This is a genomic window from Flavobacterium limicola (genome assembly GCF_003634755.1).
In the GTDB taxonomy this organism is placed as follows: Bacteria; Bacteroidota; Bacteroidia; order Flavobacteriales; family Flavobacteriaceae; genus Flavobacterium; species Flavobacterium limicola.
In genome coordinates, this window is sequence record NZ_RBXA01000007.1 from 1 (window position 1) to 21610 (window position 21610).

Below are 21610 nucleotides of genomic sequence, written 5' to 3' on the forward strand. Positions count from 1 at the left end.
AGCCCGAGCCGTTCGCCTTCCAGGCTCAACTCGCGGACTGCTGCCACTTTACTTTTTCGTTGTTTTTTTATGCTTTTTATTTAAGGGCGGTTAGAAGAGTGGTTACAGAAACGTTTATTGGAACTACTACTACTACTACTACTACTACTACTACTACTACTACTACTACTACTACTACTACTACTACTACTTTATATGAAGTACAATTTTTTCTTTTGTCTTGATTACTCACAAGTTAATGCTTTTTTGGAGTTCGTGAATCTTCGATTTCAAAAGAAACAAAAATTATTCACGGGTTGTTATTGTTTTTTTGGTATTCATGAATCTTCGATTTCAAGCCTGAATAGTTTTATCCCAAAAATCATCGGACGTATTTTTCTATCGCAACCCCAGCCGCTCGTGTTTCACACTCGACTCGGGGGTTGCTCCCCTCGGCCAACGCTTAAATCCTTACCTTGATTTTTTGGGATAAAACTATAAGGGCGGTTAGAAGAGGGTTTATATGAACGTTTATTGGTTTTATGGATGTTGGGTTTGCAATTTTCGTTTTGAACCAGCCCTAAAGGGAGTCGAAAAATCAGAACGTGATGTTGTCCCCCGACGGTGCTCAAGATGACAGCTCTGTAGCGGCTGGAATAATTTTCGGTACATTTTTATAAAATAGCTATCGTTATTTTATAAAAATAGTTGAAAAGCGTTTTTTAGTTTTCTTTGAGCAGGGAGTTGTGCTGAATTATTTTTATTCCACTTTTTATTTATCTTGAGTTAACTGCGGTCTCCGTTCCTATAAATTTTTAACTTTAAAAAATATATTCCAATCGTATTCGTTATGAATAGGAACAACTCTTTATTTTGAAGATGCAAAAAAACAAAATTTGGCTTTCACCTCCTCATATGGGAGGAAACGAACAACGATATATCCAAGAGGCCTTTGATACCAACTGGATTGCTCCGATAGGACCCAATATTGATTTTTTTGAACAAAGTTTGGAGCATTATCTGGGTTCATGGTATGTTGCCGCATTGAACTCGGGTACCGCGGCCATTCATTTGGGATTGATTCTTTTAGGGGTTCAGTCAGGTGATACCGTACTTTGTCAGAGCATGACCTTTTCAGCTTCAGCCAATCCTATTTTGTATCAAGGGGCAATCCCTATTTTTATAGACAGTGAGGCCGAAACCTGGAATTTATGTCCTATTGCCCTTGAAGAAGCTATCATTGACCAGATAAAAAAAGGGAAAAAGCCCAAAGCTATTATTGCAGTGCATTTATACGGAATCCCTTATAACATTGACGCCATTCGAGCGCTTGCTGATATTTATGGAATTCCAATTTTGGAAGATAGCGCTGAGGCACTAGGAAGTAGTTATAAAGGACAAAAATGTGGCACTTTTGGGGATGTTGGCATATTCTCTTTTAATGGCAGTAAAATCATAACGACCTCGGGAGGAGGTGCTATTGTGACAAATTCCGCGGCCTTAAAGAAGAAAGCTATTTTTTATGCCACGCAATCCAGGGAGGATGCTAGTCATTATGAGCACAGTCAGATCGGGTATACGTACAGAATGAGCAATGTATGTGCCGGCATCGGTCGGGGACAAATGGAAGTACTGGAAAAACATTTGGTATCAAGGAGGTGGGTCCATCAATTTTATACCGTTTTTTTTGAAGGTATCGCCGGAATTACGGTGCATGCTGTACCTGATGACCGCTATTTTTCTAATTATTGGTTGACTGCCATTTTAATAGATCCCATTAATCCTTATCAAATGACAAGAGATAAAGTGATGCAAGCGCTTTCCGAGGAAAATATTGAATCTCGTCCCCTTTGGAAACCGATGCATTTGCAACCTCTTTTTAAGGAAAATGCCTATTACGGTCATGCAGTAGCCGCAACTTTATTTGCGCATGGACTTTGTTTGCCGTCGGGTTCAAATCTTAGTGATGAAGCACTAAACAGGATTAAAGGGGTCTTCTTGCAATTAATGGGCTTAGGATAAACCAAGAAGCCTGTCTTTTTGAAAAAGCGGTCTTTTAAAACGATATCATCCGTGCCCGAAGTCCGGTTGCGTTTTTATCATAGTCGTTATAAAAACCGAAATGTAATGCATAAACCTGTTATTTTAACATCAATTATTTGTAGTTTTGTTATCATAACAAAGAATAATTTTAAAGCTATATCAATTGGATAGAAATAATAATACGAATCTGGATGGGTTTGTTTCAAAATATTTTTCGAGAGCTAATCTGCGATTTAATATTCATAACCTTAGTTATCTGCCCCGTTGGATCATCGTGATGATGGATGTGACTGTTTTGATTGTCGCTTTCTTTTTTACCTATCTGATCTTCAGAGGAACTGGTCTGGATTATATTATTACGTCACATCGTTTTCTTTTTATAAGTTCTTTTTTTGGCGTTAATATTTTCTTCTTTTGGATTTTTAGAACGTATTCCGGAATTATCAGACACTCTTCTTACATCGATGCAGTCAAACTTTTGTTTTCACAAATGGCTGTTTTGGTGCTGCTTCTTTTTTTTAATTTTGCTTATGAGTTGCTGTTTGATGACAAAGCCTTTTTGAATACCGCTTTGTTTATCAATGTCGTGCTCTCTTTTTGTGGTTTGTTTTTGTATCGTGTGGTCGTGAAACAGACTTTTGAACTTTATTTTTCGGAGAAAGGGAATAATAAACTCATCAGAGCCATTATCTATGGTACTGATGCGAATGCGATATCTGTAGCCAATGCGTTAAAATTTGAAACTCCTTCCCGTTTTAAAATTGTTGGTTTTGTAGACAAGAACAATCAAAATGCCTCCAAAAGAATGTTGGATTTGCCTATTTTGGTGCAAAAGAAAAAGATGCCGACCTTGATGCGCTCCGTGGGTGCTGAAGGTGTCATTATAGCAGATAAAAGCTTGACCAAAGAAGAGCAATTGATCATTGTGGACCAATGTTTAGAATACAATTTTAAGGTGTATAATGTCCCTTTGATTTCTAACTGGGAAAACCAAAAGGAGATTTCCCAAAAAGTAAAGAATATAGAAATTGAGGATTTATTAGAAAGACAACCCATTGTATTAGATAATAAATCAATTACTAGACAGCTGAAAGACAGGACTGTACTGATTACCGGAGCAGCAGGATCGATAGGCAGTGAAATTGTACGTCAGGTATTGAGTTTTCATCCTAAAAAGATTATTATTTTAGATCAAGCGGAAACTCCGCTGCATCATTTATGCCTAGAGACCCAAGCTCTAATTTCTGATTCAAAAATCAGAACTGTAATAGGTGATATCCGTAATAAAGAGGCTTTGGAGAATCTTTTCAGTTTGTATCGTCCTCAAGTGGTTTTTCACGCTGCTGCCTACAAGCACGTTCCCTTGATGGAGGAAAATCCTTCTCAAGCCATTCTTACCAATATTCAGGGCACTAAAAATCTAGCTGATTTAGCTTGTAAGTACAACGTAAAGAAATTTGTAATGGTGTCTACCGATAAAGCGGTGAATCCCAGCAATGTGATGGGAGCCAGTAAACGAATAGCAGAGAAATATGTTCAATCCCTTCATCTAAGAAGTCAAAGGGAGGTTCATTCCAACGCAACAAAATTTATTACTACCCGTTTTGGAAATGTTTTGGGTTCTAATGGTTCCGTTGTGCCTTTGTTTACCAAACAAATCGCGGAAGGTGGTCCCTTAACGATTACACATCCTGATATTATTCGGTATTTTATGACGATACCGGAGGCTTGCCAACTGGTTTTGGAAGCCGGTGCCATGGGGAACGGCGGTGAAATTTATATTTTTGACATGGGAAAACCGGTTAAAATTATTGATTTGGCCCGAAAGATGATTAAGCTTGCCGGATTCATTCCTGAAAAAGATATTAAAATTCAAATTGTTGGTTTGCGACCGGGAGAGAAATTATATGAGGAATTGCTCAATGATACGTCAAAGACATTGGCTACGCATCATGAAAAAATTATGATTGCACAGGAAATTCAAGATGAGTTTGAAACTCTTCATGTTGATATTGATGAATTGATTGGTATTGCTAATCAGTATCAGAATGATGCTGTTGTTGCGAAAATGAAAAAGATTGTGCCGGAGTTTAAGAGTATGAATTCGACTTTTGAGTTATTGGATAAATAAGAATTATTAATAATTTTTATTATTATTAGGGAGAAGCCCATAGGACAGTTTTGTTTTATGGGCTTTTTTGTGTTTGTAGTGGATTTTTTATTGTAGTTGTTTGTAGTGGTTTTTATAGTGGTTTTTATAGTGGTTTTCGGTGTAGGTTTATTATTTCTGAAGAACGATCTTTTCTTTTTTGCTTGATCAAAAAAGAAACAAAAAAATCACTGCCTGAATAGTTTTATCCCAAAATCATCGGACGTATTTTCCTATCGCAACCCCAGCCGCTCGTGTTTCACACTCGACTGGGGGGGTGCTCCCTTCGGCCAACGCTTAAATCCTTACCGTGATTTTTTGGGTTAAAACTATAAGTGCGGGGTTAGGAGTTCTAGGTTCTAGGTTTTGGGTTGACCCTGATCCTAAAGGAGATTTAGTGAAAAGGGAATAGTGAATAATGAAAAGGGAAAAGGGAATTGTGAAAAGTGAATAATGAAAAGTGAATTGTGAAAAGTGAAAAGGGAGAGGTACGTTTTAGGAGTATTTGAGGAATAGACTTTATAATGATAGGGGGAAGCGATAGAAAGATGCTGACGAGGTGTCTTTTTTTGTTTTGATAATTTGTAATAAAAAAACTATATATTAGCAAAACAAAAAATACTGATGTTTGTCAGACATAGCAACCCAATTTAGGGTAGATATGTTGGACGCTATCCGATATATATACAAGTTGTGTGTAATTTTAAAAGACCGACAGACAAATGATATCAAAGAAGAAAATACTATTTTTATTTCTACTGACTTTTTTAATTACAAGTTGTAATCCAGGTTACAGAAAAATTGACAATAAATGGGCTTATGTGACTTACGACGAAGCGGCAGGTAGACGAGTTAGATATATTGAAGTTGACAATGAGACATTTGAAATTTTAAAAGAAAATGATTACGCCAAAGACAAAAGTAAAGTTTTTTATACAGGAACAATAATACCTACAGCAGATAGTAAAACTTTCAACATAATAGGGCAAGGTTATTCAAAAGACAACTTTCAAGTTTTTATGGATAATGAAATTATGATAGGAGCAAATCCACTTTCATTTAAGATGCTTGACTACCCATATTCACGTGACGACAATACAATATTTTGTGGGACTATTCCAATGGATGTTAAAGATGTTGAAAACTTTAAAGTAATTCGGACTTCTGGCGGGAAAACAACTGCACTGAGCTCACACTTTATTAAATTTAATCCTGAATTTTCATTTATAGACACATTAAAATACAATGGGGTAATTTATGGTGACGGACAAGGTGAAACTTTAACGGAAAAATTTGATGGATACAAAAAGAAAAAATAACTCCACACAACAGATAAGGCTTCGTTGCGGGCGTAGCACGAACAATGAAATAGGTGTTGAACGGAATCGATTACATGCCGTCAACATTTGTGAGTTATCGTTAAGTTGTTTGAATGGATTTTAAGAGGATTGAGTGTCCTCTTTTTTTGTATGGTAAAATCAAGATGGTTTTTACGTGTTTTCCTTCACTTATGGGCATACGTGCCCATATCCATAGAATGAACTTTCATAGGGAATTGAACTTTGGCTATCGCCAAGATACCATGCAGGTGTACCCCGCTGGTCAAAACTGCTATCCGATGTACGTTGCCTGTTTTACAACACGGACATTTAGGCAAGAAAGGCTTTTTTTCTTCTTTCTCTAATACTTTCACTTACAGTTTTTCTTGTAAAAGTTGCAACTTTGCTCGTTTCCAAGTACTGCTCCAAAAACCGTCATGACGGATCTTGATTAAGCGTTTGGGCAAAATATGTATTGAACACCGCCTGATACAATCCCGGTGCGCAAGTGTGATTTTTTTTTTGATGCCCGCTACACGGTAATCCTTATCATCAAAAGTTACGTTTTCATTATCTATGCTTTTGATTCTAGCAGTACTAATGGCGATTTTATGGGTGTATTTACCCAAATATTCCGCTACCGACATTGGGCTTCCAAAAGGTTTCTTAGTAAATACCGCCCAGGTTTCTGCCATAATTTCTGGCGAATTTGTTGTATTGAATAGGTAATTTTGACTTGATTTTGGCGTAATATTTAGCCCTAAAAACTTTAGACAAGGTTTTGACCGGAAACAAGAATCTAACACCGTTTCTGCTATTTTGCCACTGTCCGTTTTTCAATAAAGAATTTCAATTGTAGTTTAAATCATATATATTTACTCTCTGATTAACTAAATACAGTTCGTTTGTAGATTTTTAGACCAACTGACGTTAAGGCAAGCCGTATGCAGAATCGCAGAAAAATCATTAAAAGCAAAATATGAAGCTATTATATTTCACATTATTATTCATCTTTACAAATATCTTTTACACAACAGCACAAAAAATTTCTGTTAATATTGGTTTAGACACTTTAAGTTTAGAGAGAAGTAAGATTGTGAAACTTTGGAGTGATTATTTAAAGTCAAATCCAGATGAAATAAATAACAATCCAAATTGGTGTGAAAATGACAGAATAAAATACAAAAGTTATGATTTATTGAAAAGCGAAGGATTTTTAAGTCCTTCCCTTTATTACTTTCAACTGAACAATAAAATTTTATCAATATCAAAAACAGAAAATGATTATATTATAAAATCAGCATTTTATGATAGTGAAACTTTTGATATCTATGCTATTACAAATGTAGTGGCAACAAAAATAAATGACATTTTTTATCTTACAAATTATCAGCCTAAATTAATTAAAGACTGGCAAACAAGAACAGTAGGAAATATTATTTATCATTTTTATTCAGACTATCAATTTAGTGAAGAAAAGGCAGCACAAGCAAACGCATATTTAAATAAAATTTGTTCTGTGTTTGAACTAAAGCCTGAAATAATCAATTATTTTATTTGTCGTGATTGCGAAGATATTTTTAGAGTCAAAGGTTTTGATTATGTGTTATCAATGGGAAATGCAACAGAATGTGGCTTTTTTGATAAATATAATAATATAATTTACGCTACGGCTTTTGCAGGTGAAAACCACCAACACGAAATCACTCATTTTATAAACAATTATTTTCCAAATGCAAATGAATTATTATTAACAGGACTATCAGCATATTGGGGAGAAGAAAACGCTCACAAAGGAAAACCATTACTTTATAGTGTAAAAAGAGTTAATGAATATTTAAAAAACCATCCTGAAATTGATTTAAACAAACCAAATGAATTTTGGAAATTAGATGAAGAAACGAACCCTCAATATGTTACTGGAGCTATAATTTGTGATATTGCATTTGAAAAAGGAGGAATTAGTACATTAAAACGTTTTCTAAATAAGAGCAAAAGCGATGAGGAATTCCTTTTATTTATAGAAAAAGAATTGAAAGTAAAAAAAGGAGATTTGAATAAAATTATAAGACAGCGGATAGAAAAAATATCCAAGGAGAATAAGTTTGATACTGTAAAATTAAAAGCCACCCAGTAACAGCTACAACGGATTTGGGCAATAGGTTTTCCCGAAGTATCGGGAGGAAAGTTGGTTTTCTATTTGGGATGAATTTGCTTCACTTTTATGCGATCGTTCAGGTAGCAAATCCGAAGGCAAGGCTTAATTTGGTAGCTTACACGCTTTTTTATCATAACGTTAGCAGTCAGGCAAGAAAACAACCGTAGAATTCACTGTAACGAAAAGTAAATTGAACTGACAGATATAGAAAAACGACAATGACTAAATTATACTTCCAACAAAATGATTTCAAATAAAAATTTAGCACGAATTGCAGGCTTTTGCTATCTAATTGTAATAGCTACAGGGTTATTTTCGGAAGTTTTCGTTAGACAAACATTAAGAGTGTCAAACGATGCTTTGACTACCGCTCATAACATTCAAACCAACGAAATGCTTTTTCGTTGGGGTTTTGTTGCTGACCTAATCAACTTTGTAGTTGGTTTGCCTACCATACTGATTATTTATTATTTATTCAAACGAACAAATAAGCTATTATTACAGCTAGCAGTTGCGTTTGTTATTATCCAAACTGCTATAATTGCAGTAAACCTTCTGAATCAAATTTCACCATTACTGCTATTAAGCAACGATACTTACCTAAAGACATTCCAACCGGATCAACTTGCAACCCTTTCTCTACTATCACTAAATATTCAGGCTCAAGGCTACGCTATTGGTTTGGTGTTCTTTGGATTTTACTGTCTAATTGTAGGTTATGTACTCTATAAATCAAAATATTTACCTAAACTATTTGGGGCACTTTATGCCGTTACGGGTTTGTGTTACTTGGTAAATAGCTTTACAATGCTCCTTTCAAAAGGCTTTGAAAATCCATTGTTTATCTATCTTGCTATCCCGATTTTTATTGGAGAGTTATCACTTTGCTTATGGCTACTCATAAAAGGTATTGATACTTCTAAAATGATTAAAAACTGATGCCAAAAAGACAACACACCCTATTGAAAATTAGTGATAAACCGAAAAATAAATCTTAATTTACTTCCAAACTACACACCAACCTACAATATGAAACGAAATTTACTTATTGCTTTTGTACTTATGTCGATTCCTATTTTTGCTCAAAACATACCCTTGCGTGATACTATTTCATTGACTATTAACGACCATAACACCATTTTTATAAAAGCTATTTTCAATGAAAAAGACACTTTAAATTTAAATTTCGATACCGGGACAACCGAATTGATTTTAACAAATGATGTTTTAAATAATACACTTAAATCTAAGCCCAAACTTTACAGCACATTCTATAATTTAAAAATTGGAGCAACAAATTATAAAACTAAAGTTTATGACGCTGAATTAGCAGGACATGAAACCGATGGGAGATTTGGTTGGGACTTTTTCAAAGGAAAAGTCGTTGAACTCAATTATGATAATCATTCTATGATTGTTCATTCTGAATTACCTAAATATGTACCATTAGACAGTAAATTCACTACACTGAAAATGGAATTCTGGAAAGACTTGTTTTTAGTTTCAAGTGAAATAAAGGAAAATGGGATTGTAAATACAGCCCTTTTTCTCTTTGATACAGGCTTTGACAGAACTGTACTGTTAGATAATGATTTATTAAAAGAAGGTAACTTTCCAACTAACAAAATGGAGTTTGTCAAAAAAGTAATCATGAAAGGTGCGCAAGGAAATGAAATTCCTGTTATTACCTCTAATTTAAAAACCTTAAAAATTGGAAAATATAAAGTTAAAAATATTCCAGTTCAAACAACCATTTCGCAAAAGCCATTACGTGATAAAAATGTTCATCTTTTAGGCAACGAAATTCTGAAAAGATTTAACCTGTTCCTTGATTTTCAAAAAAACGTCGTGTACTTAAAACCCAATCATTTATTTAACGACAAATACATTGACCAAAAGAAAAACGGCATATAATCGCTGGTTGGTACTATGGTGGGTTTAGATTTACTCGAGAAAATGGTTTTGTATTTGGGAATTTTGGTGCTTTCAAAAAGAAGGCTTACTTTAGTTCCAAAGCTCTTGCAGCAAGTGAACATAAAACCGCAAACAGAATACTGACTCAACAATCTAACGCAACTATGATATATAAAAATTTAAATATCAGTAATTTACACGAAGCCCAAGGTGATATGAGAAATGGCTATGGGTATGGCTCCATAGGTGTTTTTGTTTCAGGAATAGTTTGGGTATTTTCGAGCTTGATTGTAAATTACCATTCCTCACAAAAAGGGATCTGGACTTTAATTATTGGAGGAATGTTCATCTTTCCAATAGCAACATTACTTGGAAAACTGATGGGTATTAAAGGAGGACATCAAAAGAATAACCCTTTTGGGAAACTGGCAATGGAAGGTACACTATGGATGATTATGTGTATTCCGTTAGCTTATGGTTTGTCACTGATAAAAGTAGAATGGTTTTTTCAAGGAATGATGATGGTCATTGCCGGACGATACTTAACCTTTGCAAGTATTTACGGTATACGCCTTTATTGGGTTTTGGGAATTATTCTGGGATTGGCAGCTTATGCTCTTTTTAGAATGGAAGCAGGCGGCTTTCCTTCTGCATTGACAGGCGGTTTAATTGAAATTATATTTGGGATTGTTATTTATTGTCTTTACAGATATGACAAACAAAAGATATAGAAAATTGATGGGACTCTTTGCTACATAAATGAAATGAGATTAAAATACCTGCTGGTAGCAGCCAGAGTTGTTGGGTGTGCAGCATGAACAAGGAATTAAAGTCACTGAACATCACAATAAATAACTATTTGTGAAGTAACCCTTTTTTGAACGGAATCGTCCACACGTTTATTCTTTATGGGTTTTTCGATACAAGAGTTACAAGAAAATCAAGCGTATTTATAGGTTTTTTGTAGCGCTAAACAATCGTTTATTGAGTGTTTGCCTTTTTCAATGCGATATAAATAAACAAATACTATTTTTGGTTAAAATTATTATTTCTTAAAGAATGATCTTTTCTTTTAGTTCATGTGTTTGAATCTTCGATTTGTCTTGATCAAAAAAGTGATAGAAAAGTATTCATGGGTTATTATTGAACGTTTCTTCTTTTGCTTTGATTAGTCACAAGTTACTGCTTTATTGGAGTTCGTGAATCTTCGATTTCAAAAGAAACAAAAAATATATATGGGTTAACTGTAGGTCTATTGGTACTATATAGTATTATTCAAGAACACTCTTTTCTTTTAGCTCACTTAACTTTTATTATAAGTGGTGTTCGCTGAATCTTCGATTTGCCTTGATGCAAAAGAAACAAAAGATCAAGCCTGAAAATCAAAAGCTTAAAAACTACCTCAAAGCGCCGTTCCGCAGCCCGAGCCGTTCGCCTTCCAGGCTCAACTCGCGGACTGCTGCCACTTTACTTTTTCGTTGTTTTTCGATGCTTTTTATTTAAGGGCAGGAGAGGAGTTTTCAGTTATGGGTTCTAGGTTTTTGGTATTGGGTTTTAGTGAGGAGGTTTGTGATTTTCGTTTTTACCCCAGCCCTAAAGGGAGTCGGAAATTCAGAGCATGATGTTGTTTCGACTATATGGAGACTTTAAATGGTGTTACCAATGACTTTTTATTGAGAGTAAAAATCAAGGTGTACTTATTTTTCTTTTGTCTTGATACAAAAGAAACAAAAGATCAAGCCTGAAAATCAAAAGCTCAAAAACTACCTCAAAGTACCGTTCCGCAGCCCGAGCCGTTCGCCTTCCAGGCTCAACTAGCGGACTGCTGCCACTTTACTTTTTCGTTGTTTTTCTATGCTTTTTATTTAAGGGCGGTTAGAGGAGTGGTTACATAAACGTTTATTGGAACTACTACTACTACTACTACTACTACTACTACTACTACTACTACTTTATATGAAGAACGATCTTTTCTTTTTTGCTTGATCAAAAAAGAAACAAAAAAATATTCACGGGTTGTTATTGTTTTTTTGGTTTTCATGAATCTTCGATTTCACTGCCTGAAAATCAAAAGCTGTTTTGGGTTTTTTACCTGACTGCCACTGGCAGTCCTCCTTTTAATTTCAAATGTTGTTTTTTATGCTTTTATTTAAGGGCGGTTAGAGGAGGGTTTATATGAACGTTTATTGGAACTACTATTATTATTATTATTATTATTATTATTTCTGAAGAACGATCTTTACTTTTTTCCTTGATGAAAAAAGAAACAAAAGATCAAGCCTGAATAGTTATATCCCAAAATCATCGGACGTATTTTCCTATCGCAACCCCAGCCGCTCGTGTTTCACACTCGACTCGGGGGCTGCTCCCTTCGGCCAAGGCTTAAATACTTACCGTGATTTTTTGGGATATAACTATAAGGGCGGGAGAGGAGGGGTTGAATGAACGTTTATTATTATTATTATTATTATTATTAACCCGTTGGGTGTAATTAAAATGGTTAGCAATTTGTTTTCTTTTTCGTTCATGCTAAAAAAAGTATTTGAGCTGCCATTTTTAATAATTACACCCAATGGGTTAATTCTAGAGCAAATGGTTATATTTGCCTGATAATACCACCGTTGTATAAAGAAAATGAATGTCGGCTTGCGATGTTTTACTTTGTACATAAGCATCCTAAAACAATGAATAATTCAGAAAATGGCGCTACGCCGTGGTTGTTTGAAATAACGCCTAAAAATAAATTCTTTTCACTGAATCTTAATGAGGTTTGGCAGTATAGGGACTTGTTGCTGCTTTTTGTTAAAAGAGATATTGTAACGGTTTACAAACAAACCGTTTTAGGTCCGCTCTGGTATTTTATCCAGCCGCTGTTTACATCCGTTATTTTTACTATTATTTTCAATACTGTTGCAGGAATTGTTACTGGTAGTGTTCCGCCGTTTTTGTTTAATTTAGCCAGTATTACTGTTTGGAATTATTTTTCCTCCTGTTTGTTGGCTACTTCGGATACTTTTAAAGCCAATGCCGGGTTGTTTGGGAAAGTTTATTTTCCAAGAATCATCATGCCATTATCTATAGTGCTCTCCAACCTGATTAAGTTTGGATTGCAGTTGCTTATTTTTGTAGTTTTTTATATTTATTTTATAGTATCTGGGGAGTCCTTATCGCCTAATTTTACGCTCCTTTTTTTTCCGGTTTTAGTATTCTTGATGGGGTTGTTGGGGTTGGGTCTTGGAATGATTATTTCTTCTATGGTCACTAAATACAGGGACTTGACCTATTTAGTGACTTTTGGAATACAGTTGCTGATGTATATTTCGGCGGTCAATTACCCATTGGCATTGATACAAGAAAAGATGCCTGATTATTCGTGGATTATTGATTATAATCCGATGGCGTATGTTATTGAAATATCTCGATATATGTTGTTGAACACTGGAAGTTTTTCGGTTGGTTCCTTTCTATATGTTGGTGTTGTAGCGGTAGCTGTTTTTTTTATAGGATTGCTGATTTTTAACAAAACAGAAAAAACATTTATAGATACGGTTTAGTGATGAAGTGAGAAGTGAGAAGTGAGGAGGTGAGAAGTGAGGAGGTGAGAAGTGAGAAGTAAAAAGTGAGAAGTAAAAAGTGAAGGGTGAGGAGGTGAGAAGTGAAAAGTGAAGGGTGAGGGTGAGGAAGTGAATTCATAGTTTATACGCACTGTTTGCAAAAAAATTTCATTAAATAAAAAAGATATGGATAATAAAGATTTGGAGGTTTGGAAGAAAAGCATGGATTTGGTGGAGACTATTTATAAGTTGACTCAAACATTTCCAGATTCGGAAAAATTTGGTTTGACGAGTCAAATGCGAAGATCTGCAGTTTCAATTCCATCTAATATTGCTGAAGGGTCCGCAAGAAAAGGAGATAAGGAATTAATTCATTTCCTTTATATTGCCTTGGGCTCACTTTCAGAGTTAGACACCCAATATACAATAGCTGTTAGAATAAATTATACTAGTAAAGAGGAAAATATTGAGAATCAAATTACCGATGTTAAAAAAATACTTTTAGGATTTAGAAATTATTTAGAAAGAAAGAGTGAAAAGTAAAAGAGTGAAAAATCAGAAGTGAAGCATGAGTAGTAAAAAGTGAATAGAATTGGGTAACAAAATCCCGTTTTTCAATACTATCGTTTTACATCTCACTAAAAACTACTAACTAATATCATTTCAAGGCTAACGAATTTCATCTCGCTAACACCTTTTCACTTCTCACGATTCACCACTCACTTATTATGGAAGACATTATATTAAAAGCTGAAAATATCTCCAAACAATACCGTTTGGGACAGGTAGGTACTGGTACCATCAGTCATGATTTGAACCGATGGTGGCATAAACTGAGAGGGAAAGAGGATCCCTATCTTAAAATAGGTGATACTAATGACCGCAGTACCAAAGGGGAGAGTGATTATGTCTGGGCTTTGCAGGATATCAACTTTGAAGTGGAGCGCGGAGAAGTCATTGGTATTATAGGAAAAAACGGGGCTGGAAAATCGACTTTGCTTAAAATTCTGTCCAAAGTGGCAGCACCCACCACGGGAAGTATTAAATCCAGAGGGAGGATTGCTTCTTTGCTTGAAGTGGGAACAGGTTTTCATCCGGAGTTGACGGGTAGGGAAAACATTTTCTTGAACGGTGCCATTCTGGGAATGACCAAGAAAGAGATTGCTGCAAAACTGGACGAAATCATTGATTTTTCGGGATGCGAACGCTATATTGACACACCGGTAAAACGATACAGTTCCGGAATGACGGTGCGATTGGCTTTTGCCGTAGCGGCATTTTTAGAACCTGAAATTCTTATCATTGATGAGGTTTTGGCTGTAGGCGATGCTGAGTTTCAGAAGAAAGCTTTGGGGAAAATGCAGGATATTTCAAGACAAGGCGGTAGAACGGTATTGTTTGTGAGTCATAATATGGCGGCAGTAAAGAGTTTGTGTACCAGGGGAATTGTGCTTGAGCATGGGAAAGTGGTGTTTGAGGGGGGGATTGAGGAAAGTGTAGATTATTACACTGAAATTTTTTCGAAAGTGTTTAGTGACCCGCCCGTTTACAAGGATTATTCTAATAAGATTGAAATTTTGTCATTTCATGTAAAAGTTAATGATAGAATTGTCAAATCAGGAACAAGTATTCTTTTAGGGCAAAAAATTAAAATAATTTTAAATATTTTAATCAAAGATGATTTTGATGATTTATCGATAGCAATTGATATTCTAGATAAGAATGGTGGGTTAATGTCTCATTTAACAAATGAAGATGATGGATTTTATTCGAATAAATTAAAGAATAAAGATTGTAAAATTTTTGAAATAGAAACGTCGGAGTTATTATTTATTCCTAGTTCCTATTCTATGAATATTTGGTTTGGAATAGGACAGGTTGAAGGGGTGTACGACATTAAAAATTTTTTCAATTTCATTATTGAACAAAGTGCTTATACAAAGAGAACAAAACAATTACCGAGCCATTCAAAAGTATATTTACATTCTAAATGGAGTGTTGAAATTCTAAATAAAGATAATGATTAAAGTCGGGTACTTATTGTCATACGATTATGATTTGATTTTTACGTCAATTAATCAAATATATGAAGAAGCAGATAAAATATTTATTGCTATTGATGTCAATAGAAGGACATGGAGTGGGAATGACTATGAATTGCCATTGTCATTCTTTGAAAATATTGAATTGTTAGATTATAAAAATAAGATTCAGATTTATGAAGATAATTTTTATATTTCTGAATTAATCCCTATTGAATGCGAAACAAGGGAACGTAACCTATTATTAAAAAAGATGGGTAGGGGATGGTTAATTCAATTGGATGTTGATGAATATGTATATGATTTCAAAACATTAACTAATTATTTAAATAAATATTGGTATTTAACTTTATTTCCAAAGTTTACTCCTATAGTTTTTAAGGGTAAATTAATTACATTATTTAAACAAACTGAAGAAGGGTTTCTATACATTGATAATGATGAGAAATTTCCTTTTATTACAAATTTGAATAAATATGAGTTTACAAGGTATAATACCAAAGTAAGAAATCATTTTGTTAATGTTAATGTAGTTCATCAATCATGGGCTCGAACGGATGATGAAATTCAAACAAAAATAAAAAATTGGGGCCATCGTGATGATTTTAATACCAAGAACTATTTTGAATTTTGGAAAAACATTTCAAGTTCGGATTATATGAATTATAATAACATACATCCAATAAATCCTGAGGTATGGAATAAATTACATTTTTTGCCTTCAAAATCAATAGATGAATTCATTAATACATATTCGATCAGAAACAGACAAATATTGATTAATTTGTCAAAAATGAAAATATTTAAGTCTATGGTAAAAATAATAATTGGTAGAGAATAATGTTAGCGATAGTAATCCCTTATTATAAGCTTACTTTTTTTGAACAAACTTTACAGTCTTTGGCAAGTCAAACGGATCAGCGATTCAAAGTTTATATTGGTGATGATGCCAGTCCTGAGAGTCCAATTGAATTGTTGGAAGAGTACCAACGAAAGTTTGATTTTGTGTATCATCGTTTTGAAGAAAATTTGGGAGGAATTTCGCTTACACAACAATGGGAACGTTGTATTGCATTATCAAACAAAGAAAAGTGGATAATGATATTGGGAGATGATGATGTGTTAGGAGAAAATGTAGTGGAGGCTTTTTATCATGATATTGAGGGAATTACGAGAGTTTCAAATATTATAAGGTTTGCAAGTATGAAAATTGATGGAGACGGAATGTCAATTTCCAAAATATATTCACATCCAAGGAGTGAAAAATCTATTGATTTTATTTTTAGAGATTCAAGGAGTTCGTTAAGTGAATATGTATTTAATAAAAAACAGATTTTAAATATAGGTTTCAAAGATTTTCCTTTAGCATGGTTTTCGGATGTATTAGCAGTTTTAGAATTTTCAGATTTTAAAGAAGTTATTACTATAAATGAAGCAGTAGTTTACATTCGAATTACTGATTTGAGTATTTCAGGAAATCAAAATAATTTGAAATTAAAAGCAAAAGCTACTTTCTATTTTTATAACTATTTATTGACGAAAAAGAGTGGCCAGTTTGTAAAGAATCAGAAAATTGAGTTGCTTTTAAAAATCTCTAAATGTTATATTTATAATAAAAAAGAATTAAATTATTTTTTTAAAATTTCTAAAATTTATTTAATTAATTTTTTGTTTACTGACTATTTTGGTTTTATTAAATCAATATTTTTTAATGTTTTTAGAAGAAAATAAAAATAAGTTATGAATTCATTAGTTTCTATAATTATTCCCACGTATAATCGTGCTCAGTTTATAGGCGAGACCTTGGAAAGTGTTTGGTCACAAACTTATCCGAATTGGGAATGTATAATTGTAGATGATGGGAGCACTGATAATACTGAAGATATAGTAAAAAGATATACTGGCATAGATGATAGGTTTTACTATGTATTTCAAGAAAACATGGGGGTGAGTAGTGCTAGAAATGTTGGATTAGAAAAAGCAAAAGGATATTACATTCAATTTGTTGATTCGGATGATTTGATTGATAGTAAAAAATTAATGTTATCATTAAAAGAAATACATCAACAGGAAAATAAAAATAAAAAAATTGTAATTACAAATTTTAAAATTTTTAAAAATAATACAAAGAATTTGATAAACCCTTCTTATGACTTGAATCATGACTTATTTAATTTTAAAAGTGTATTGTTTAATTGGGATTCAGTTTTTAACATTCCAATTCATTGCGGTTTTTTTGAGGCTAGTCTATTCCATGATTTTAGATTTCCATTAGAGTTAAAAGCAAAAGAAGATTGGTTAATGTGGCTGTATTTGCTTCAGATAGAACCTAATGTTTGCTTCATTGATAAAACTTTAGCATATTATAGATTACATCCAAAAAATATGACGAAAGATTACAATCACATGAGCGTTAATTATTTTGAGTCGTTTGATTTATTAAAAAGATTTTTGACAGAAAAAGATTTTTTTGAATATTTAGCTTTTTCAATAAAAAAACATTATGATTCTACAAGAGAATTTCAAATTAAATTAAAAAACATAAAAGAGTCTAATACTTTTAAATTAGGTTTTAAGATTAAACACTTTTTAAAAATAATGCGGTTGTTAACTATTTGTACTTGGATTTTTAATAAATTAAAAAAAGTTTGATATTAATATTTGTTTCCGATATTGTAAATATATTTTTTTGAAAGAAAATTTCACATTTCATTTTTATAATTTGCAAAGTTTTCTTTTAGCTGAAGTAGGTTTTTTTTTGTAGCAATTTTCAATAAAATCATAAGGATAATAAAAGTATTAAATGTTAGCCATAGTAATTCCCTACTACAAACTTTCTTTCTTTGAAGCTACATTACAATCGCTAGCTGATCAAACGGATAAGCGATTTATGGTATATATAGGTGATGATGCCAGTCAAGAAAGTCCAGATGATTTGTTAGAAAAGTACCAACAAAAGTTTGATTTTGAATATCATCGTTTTGAAGAAAATCTCGGAGGGACTTCATTGGTTAAACAATGGGAACGTTGTATTGCGATGACTAAAGATGAAGAATGGTTAATGATATTGGGCGATGATGATGTGCCTTGTTTAAATCTTGTAGCTTCGTTTTATGCTAATCATAGCAATATTGATTTGAATACTATAAACGTTGTGCGATTTGCTACTGTGGTTATAAACGATATGGGCGATGTTCTGTCAAGTGTTTATAAACACCCGTTACTAGAAAAGACTACCGATTTTTTATGTAGAAAATTTTCAAAAAAAACCAGAAGCTCCCTGAGTGAATACATCTTTAGAAAATCAACAGTGATAGAAATGACCTTTAGAAATTTTTCTCTAGCTTGGCATTCAGACGACATGGCAGTTTTGGAGTTTTCTGATTTTGAGAATTGCTATTCTATCAATGAAGCGACTATGTCTGTGAGAGTTTCTTTTCATAGTATCACAGGTGACTCAGGTTTGAAAATAAAGAAAAATCAAGCTACTTATGAATTTTGCGCGGTGCTTTTTCTAGAGTACTCAGCTTCGTTTTCTAGAGAACAAAAGAAGATTATACTTAAAAAGTTAGAACAGGCTTTCTTTAATATTCCTTTGCTTAAAAATTATCTGATATTATCTTCTTATTATTGCAGTCAAATTGGATTGGGTGAATTAATACAATTTCATTTTCGATTACTTAAAACGGGTGTCATAATAGTACTCAAAAAAGCAAAACTGTTTGGTTTTGTAAAAAAATAATTTCTTAAATGATATATTCTATCTCATGAAAAATTTCTTTTTAGTTATCCCCACAAGAGATCGTATTGGCTATTTAAGCAACTTACTTTATGATTTAAATTTTTTTTCAAAACATATATCTCAAGTGGTTATAGTAGATCAAAGTCAGGAATCTATCAAAGAAGAAATTGAGAAATTGTCCTTGGATTATTCTTTTTCTATCATAGAAAACAATAGAGATAACTCCGTAAATCATTCCAGAAATTTGGCTTTGCAATTGTATAAGGAAGAGGAATGGCTTTTTTTTCTAGATGATGACCTGAGAATACCGGGTATTGCTTTTGAACAAATAATAGCTACACTTGACCCTAATATTGTAGATGTGCTTATTCCAGGAATTCAATTTGAAGGGATGGAAAAAGCTGAATTTGTGTATCATACCGTTTTAGATACTATTGCCAAACCGCATAATTTTTCCAAGGGACGCTTTCGTCTGCAAGTGTGTTCCGGTCTCAATATTGTGAAAAGATTAATATTTAAAGAAGCGGGTTTTTATTTTGATGAAAATTTCACCATTTGGGGAGATGATTGGGATTATGGAATGCGCTTGTTGCAAGCCGGAGCTAATATTTATTTTCAGCCAAAGATATTAGTAGAACATCTTGGAGCAGCATCAGGAGGTCAACGCGATAAGGGAAGAACATTAAATGTTGCACTAGAAAAACAGAAACTTTATTTTTATTTCTATAGAAAGCATTTTTCTGCATCTGTACTAAAGCAACAATTGTATTTGGGAATCATTGAAGGTGTTAAAAAGTTATTACGTTCAGGAAATATTGCTCAGCTAGGGAATACAATAAAAGGATATAGAATGTCAAATTTGAAAGAGAACTAATAATGCGAATAGGTTTTAATCCACAAAAAGATAAAAAATTACATCCTAGCGATTTTTTTCATCAGGTCTTAGTTCCAGTCTACATACCCAATCAGGAGGGGTATTTTAAAGGCAATTTTTCGATTCTAAAACTTTGTTTGGACTCTCTTTTTAGAACTAGTCATAAGAGAACCTATTTTACAGTTGTAAATAATGGAAGCTGTGATGAAGTCAGGACCTATTTGGATCATTTGTTTCAGAATGAAATAATACATGAGGTAGTGCACACTACAAACATTGGTAAATTAAATGCTATTTTAAAAGGTCTTACGGGTAATCAATTTACTTTAATTACTATTGCGGATGCAGATGTTTTGTTTGTAAATAATTGGCAAGAAGAAACATATGCTGTTTTTGAAGCATTTCCAAAAACAGGTTCAGTTTCGCCATGTCCAAACTCAAAATTACTTAAATATTATACTACTAATATTTTTTTCGAAAAATTGATTTCAGAATCATTAAGATTTAGAAATGTAAAAAATCCTAAGGCAATGCAATCTTTTGCTGACAGTATTGGAAATCCAAGACTGTTTAACAAACATCATCTGAAAAAATACTTAACCGTTTCCAATAATCATGTCCATGCTGTCGTTGGAGCGGGTCATTTTGTAGGGACTTATCGTTCAGATGTTTTTAAAAAACTAAGACATTCCTATTCAGTTTTCAAGTTAGGTGGTGAGAGTGAGAGCGATTTATTGGACAAGCCAGTTTCTTTTCAAGGCTATTGGCGTTTATCGACAGAGGAAAATTATGCCTATCACATGGGGAATACACTTGAGGACTGGATGTCAAAACATGTTGAAGATTTGAAAGTGAATAATTTTGTGTATGATAAAGTGCCTCAGTTGTCAAAAGTAAAATCAAATGCTTTTATGAATTGGTTTAAAATCAAGGTTTTTTCCAAAATATTATTTAGAAAATCAATTTGGAAATTATTTTTAAGATACAAAGGATTGACGAAATCAGAAGCTAAAGAGTATTAAATTTATAATATAACTATTTTGTTCTAAGAGCAATGTCAGCTAGCTTATAAAAACAATGCAAATTATTAAATGTAGGAAGATTAAATACATATGAAAAACATAGCCATCATTCCTGCCCGAGGAGGATCAAAACGCATCCCCGAAAAGAACATCCAATTGTTTGGAGGATTGCCTTTATTGGTGCATTCGATACAGTATGCAGTTGCGAATAGTGCCTTTATTGATGCTGTTTATGTTTCTACCGATGATCCCGCCATAAAAGAAATAGCATTGACTTATGGGGCTAAAGTCATTGATAGACCAGATTATCTTTCAGGAGATTTGGAGCCAACCATTACAGCTGTTCAGCATGTTCTGGAAAATATAGGTTTTGAAGTTGAAAATGTCATATTGTTGCAGCCCACCAATCCTTTGCGCCCGCCAAATTTGTTAAAAGATTGCCTTGAGAAATTTCAAAATAAAAAAGTGGATAGTTTGTTTACCGTTACTCAAAACCATCAGAAATTCGGAAAAATTACATCTGGTACCTTTGTTCCTTTCAATTACGAGATTGGTCAACGCAGCCAGGATTTAGAACCGCTTTATTTTGAAAACGGATTGTTGTATATTACAAAGGCAAAGTCCATTCTTGAAAATAAAATAATTACAAAAAATGCATTTCCATATCTTGTAAATCATATTTTTGCCCATGTAGATATTGATACGAAAGAAGATATGGAGTACGCGGAGTATTTAATGGAAAAAGTGTCTCGACTGCGCTCGACATGACATAACACAACCAGTACGAGAACATGTCTCGATTGCGCTATACAAG

19 protein-coding genes and 1 pseudogene are annotated in these 21610 nt (G+C 33.4%); 18 read left to right on the top strand and 2 right to left on the bottom strand.

The features are described from left to right. From BC952_RS14955 to BC952_RS14515, 4 genes are all read left to right on the top strand, one after another. Positions 1–224, top strand: a 224-nt coding sequence (locus BC952_RS14955; protein ID WP_208639995.1) for a hypothetical protein, incomplete at its 5' end; no start/stop codon positions are given. Positions 225–858: 634 nt separating this feature from the next. Next, on the top strand, positions 859–2001 hold the full coding sequence (locus tag BC952_RS14505; RefSeq protein ID WP_121366301.1) for a DegT/DnrJ/EryC1/StrS family aminotransferase: 1143 nt from the start codon (positions 859–861) through the stop codon (positions 1999–2001). Positions 2002–2209: 208 nt separating this feature from the next. Next, complete coding sequence (locus BC952_RS14510; RefSeq protein WP_425269367.1) at positions 2210–4153, top strand: polysaccharide biosynthesis protein; 1944 nt, start codon at positions 2210–2212, stop codon at positions 4151–4153. A 740-nt stretch (positions 4154–4893) separates the two neighbouring features. Next, positions 4894–5490, top strand: coding sequence for a DKNYY domain-containing protein (locus BC952_RS14515; protein WP_121366303.1), 597 nt, complete (start codon positions 4894–4896; stop codon positions 5488–5490). Positions 5491–5679: 189 nt separating this feature from the next. On the opposite strand, the pseudogene BC952_RS15215 reads toward BC952_RS14515, so the two are convergent. Beyond that, a pseudogene (locus tag BC952_RS15215) lies at positions 5680–6327 on the bottom strand (IS91 family transposase); the annotation flags it as partial. A 142-nt stretch (positions 6328–6469) separates the two neighbouring features. On the opposite strand from BC952_RS15215, the gene BC952_RS14530 reads away from it, so the two are divergent. From BC952_RS14530 to BC952_RS14545, 4 genes are all read left to right on the top strand, one after another. Continuing rightward, on the top strand, positions 6470–7627 hold the full coding sequence (locus tag BC952_RS14530; RefSeq protein WP_121366306.1) for a hypothetical protein: 1158 nt from the start codon (positions 6470–6472) through the stop codon (positions 7625–7627). Between the two features lie 264 nt (positions 7628–7891). Next, complete coding sequence (locus BC952_RS14535) at positions 7892–8587, top strand: DUF4386 domain-containing protein (RefSeq protein WP_121366307.1); 696 nt, start codon at positions 7892–7894, stop codon at positions 8585–8587. A 90-nt stretch (positions 8588–8677) separates the two neighbouring features. Continuing rightward, positions 8678–9562 carry a pepsin/retropepsin-like aspartic protease family protein gene (locus BC952_RS14540; protein WP_121366308.1) on the top strand — a complete coding sequence of 295 codons (885 nt, stop codon included), beginning with the start codon at positions 8678–8680 and terminating at the stop codon, positions 9560–9562. 164 nt (positions 9563–9726) lie between these two features. Further along, complete coding sequence (locus tag BC952_RS14545) at positions 9727–10293, top strand: DUF7010 family protein (protein ID WP_208639996.1); 567 nt, start codon at positions 9727–9729, stop codon at positions 10291–10293. 1130 nt (positions 10294–11423) lie between these two features. Here the strand turns inward: BC952_RS14545 and BC952_RS14780 are convergent. Then, positions 11424–11603, bottom strand: coding sequence for a hypothetical protein (locus tag BC952_RS14780; RefSeq protein WP_147405286.1), 180 nt, complete (start codon positions 11601–11603; stop codon positions 11424–11426). 643 nt (positions 11604–12246) lie between these two features. Between BC952_RS14780 and BC952_RS14550 the strand changes: the two genes are divergently transcribed. The 10 genes from BC952_RS14550 to BC952_RS14595 all read left to right on the top strand — a co-directional run bounded on the left by BC952_RS14550 (position 12247) and on the right by BC952_RS14595 (position 21564). Next, positions 12247–13116: an ABC transporter permease gene (locus BC952_RS14550; RefSeq protein WP_121366309.1), complete on the top strand. Its 870-nt coding sequence runs from the start codon at positions 12247–12249 to the stop codon at positions 13114–13116. Positions 13117–13302: 186 nt separating this feature from the next. Continuing rightward, positions 13303–13659, top strand: coding sequence for a four helix bundle protein (locus BC952_RS14555; protein WP_121366310.1), 357 nt, complete (start codon positions 13303–13305; stop codon positions 13657–13659). Between the two features lie 185 nt (positions 13660–13844). Further along, positions 13845–15143 (top strand): ABC transporter ATP-binding protein, encoded by a 1299-nt coding sequence (locus BC952_RS14560; protein WP_121366311.1) that lies wholly within the window; start codon positions 13845–13847, stop codon positions 15141–15143. After that, positions 15136–15999, top strand: a complete 864-nt coding sequence (locus BC952_RS14565) for a hypothetical protein (RefSeq protein WP_121366312.1) — start codon at positions 15136–15138, stop codon at positions 15997–15999. The genes BC952_RS14560 and BC952_RS14565 overlap by 8 nt, the downstream gene beginning before the upstream one ends. Continuing rightward, positions 15999–16889: a glycosyltransferase family 2 protein gene (locus tag BC952_RS14570; RefSeq protein ID WP_121366313.1), complete on the top strand. Its 891-nt coding sequence runs from the start codon at positions 15999–16001 to the stop codon at positions 16887–16889. The genes BC952_RS14565 and BC952_RS14570 overlap by 1 nt, the downstream gene beginning before the upstream one ends. A 9-nt stretch (positions 16890–16898) precedes the next feature. Next, on the top strand, positions 16899–17810 hold the full coding sequence (locus BC952_RS14575) for a glycosyltransferase family 2 protein (RefSeq protein ID WP_121366314.1): 912 nt from the start codon (positions 16899–16901) through the stop codon (positions 17808–17810). 151 nt (positions 17811–17961) lie between these two features. Continuing rightward, positions 17962–18900 carry a glycosyltransferase gene (locus BC952_RS14580; protein ID WP_121366315.1) on the top strand — a complete coding sequence of 313 codons (939 nt, stop codon included), beginning with the start codon at positions 17962–17964 and terminating at the stop codon, positions 18898–18900. A 25-nt stretch (positions 18901–18925) separates the two neighbouring features. Beyond that, the gene (locus BC952_RS14585) at positions 18926–19774 is read left to right on the top strand and encodes a glycosyltransferase family 2 protein (RefSeq protein ID WP_121366316.1); all 849 of its coding nucleotides are present in this window, start codon (positions 18926–18928) and stop codon (positions 19772–19774) included. 2 nt (positions 19775–19776) lie between these two features. Next, positions 19777–20796: a glycosyltransferase family A protein gene (locus tag BC952_RS14590; protein ID WP_121366317.1), complete on the top strand. Its 1020-nt coding sequence runs from the start codon at positions 19777–19779 to the stop codon at positions 20794–20796. 90 nt (positions 20797–20886) lie between these two features. Further along, the gene (locus BC952_RS14595; RefSeq protein WP_121366318.1) at positions 20887–21564 is read left to right on the top strand and encodes an acylneuraminate cytidylyltransferase family protein; all 678 of its coding nucleotides are present in this window, start codon (positions 20887–20889) and stop codon (positions 21562–21564) included. Positions 21565–21610: the final 46 nt, after the last annotated feature.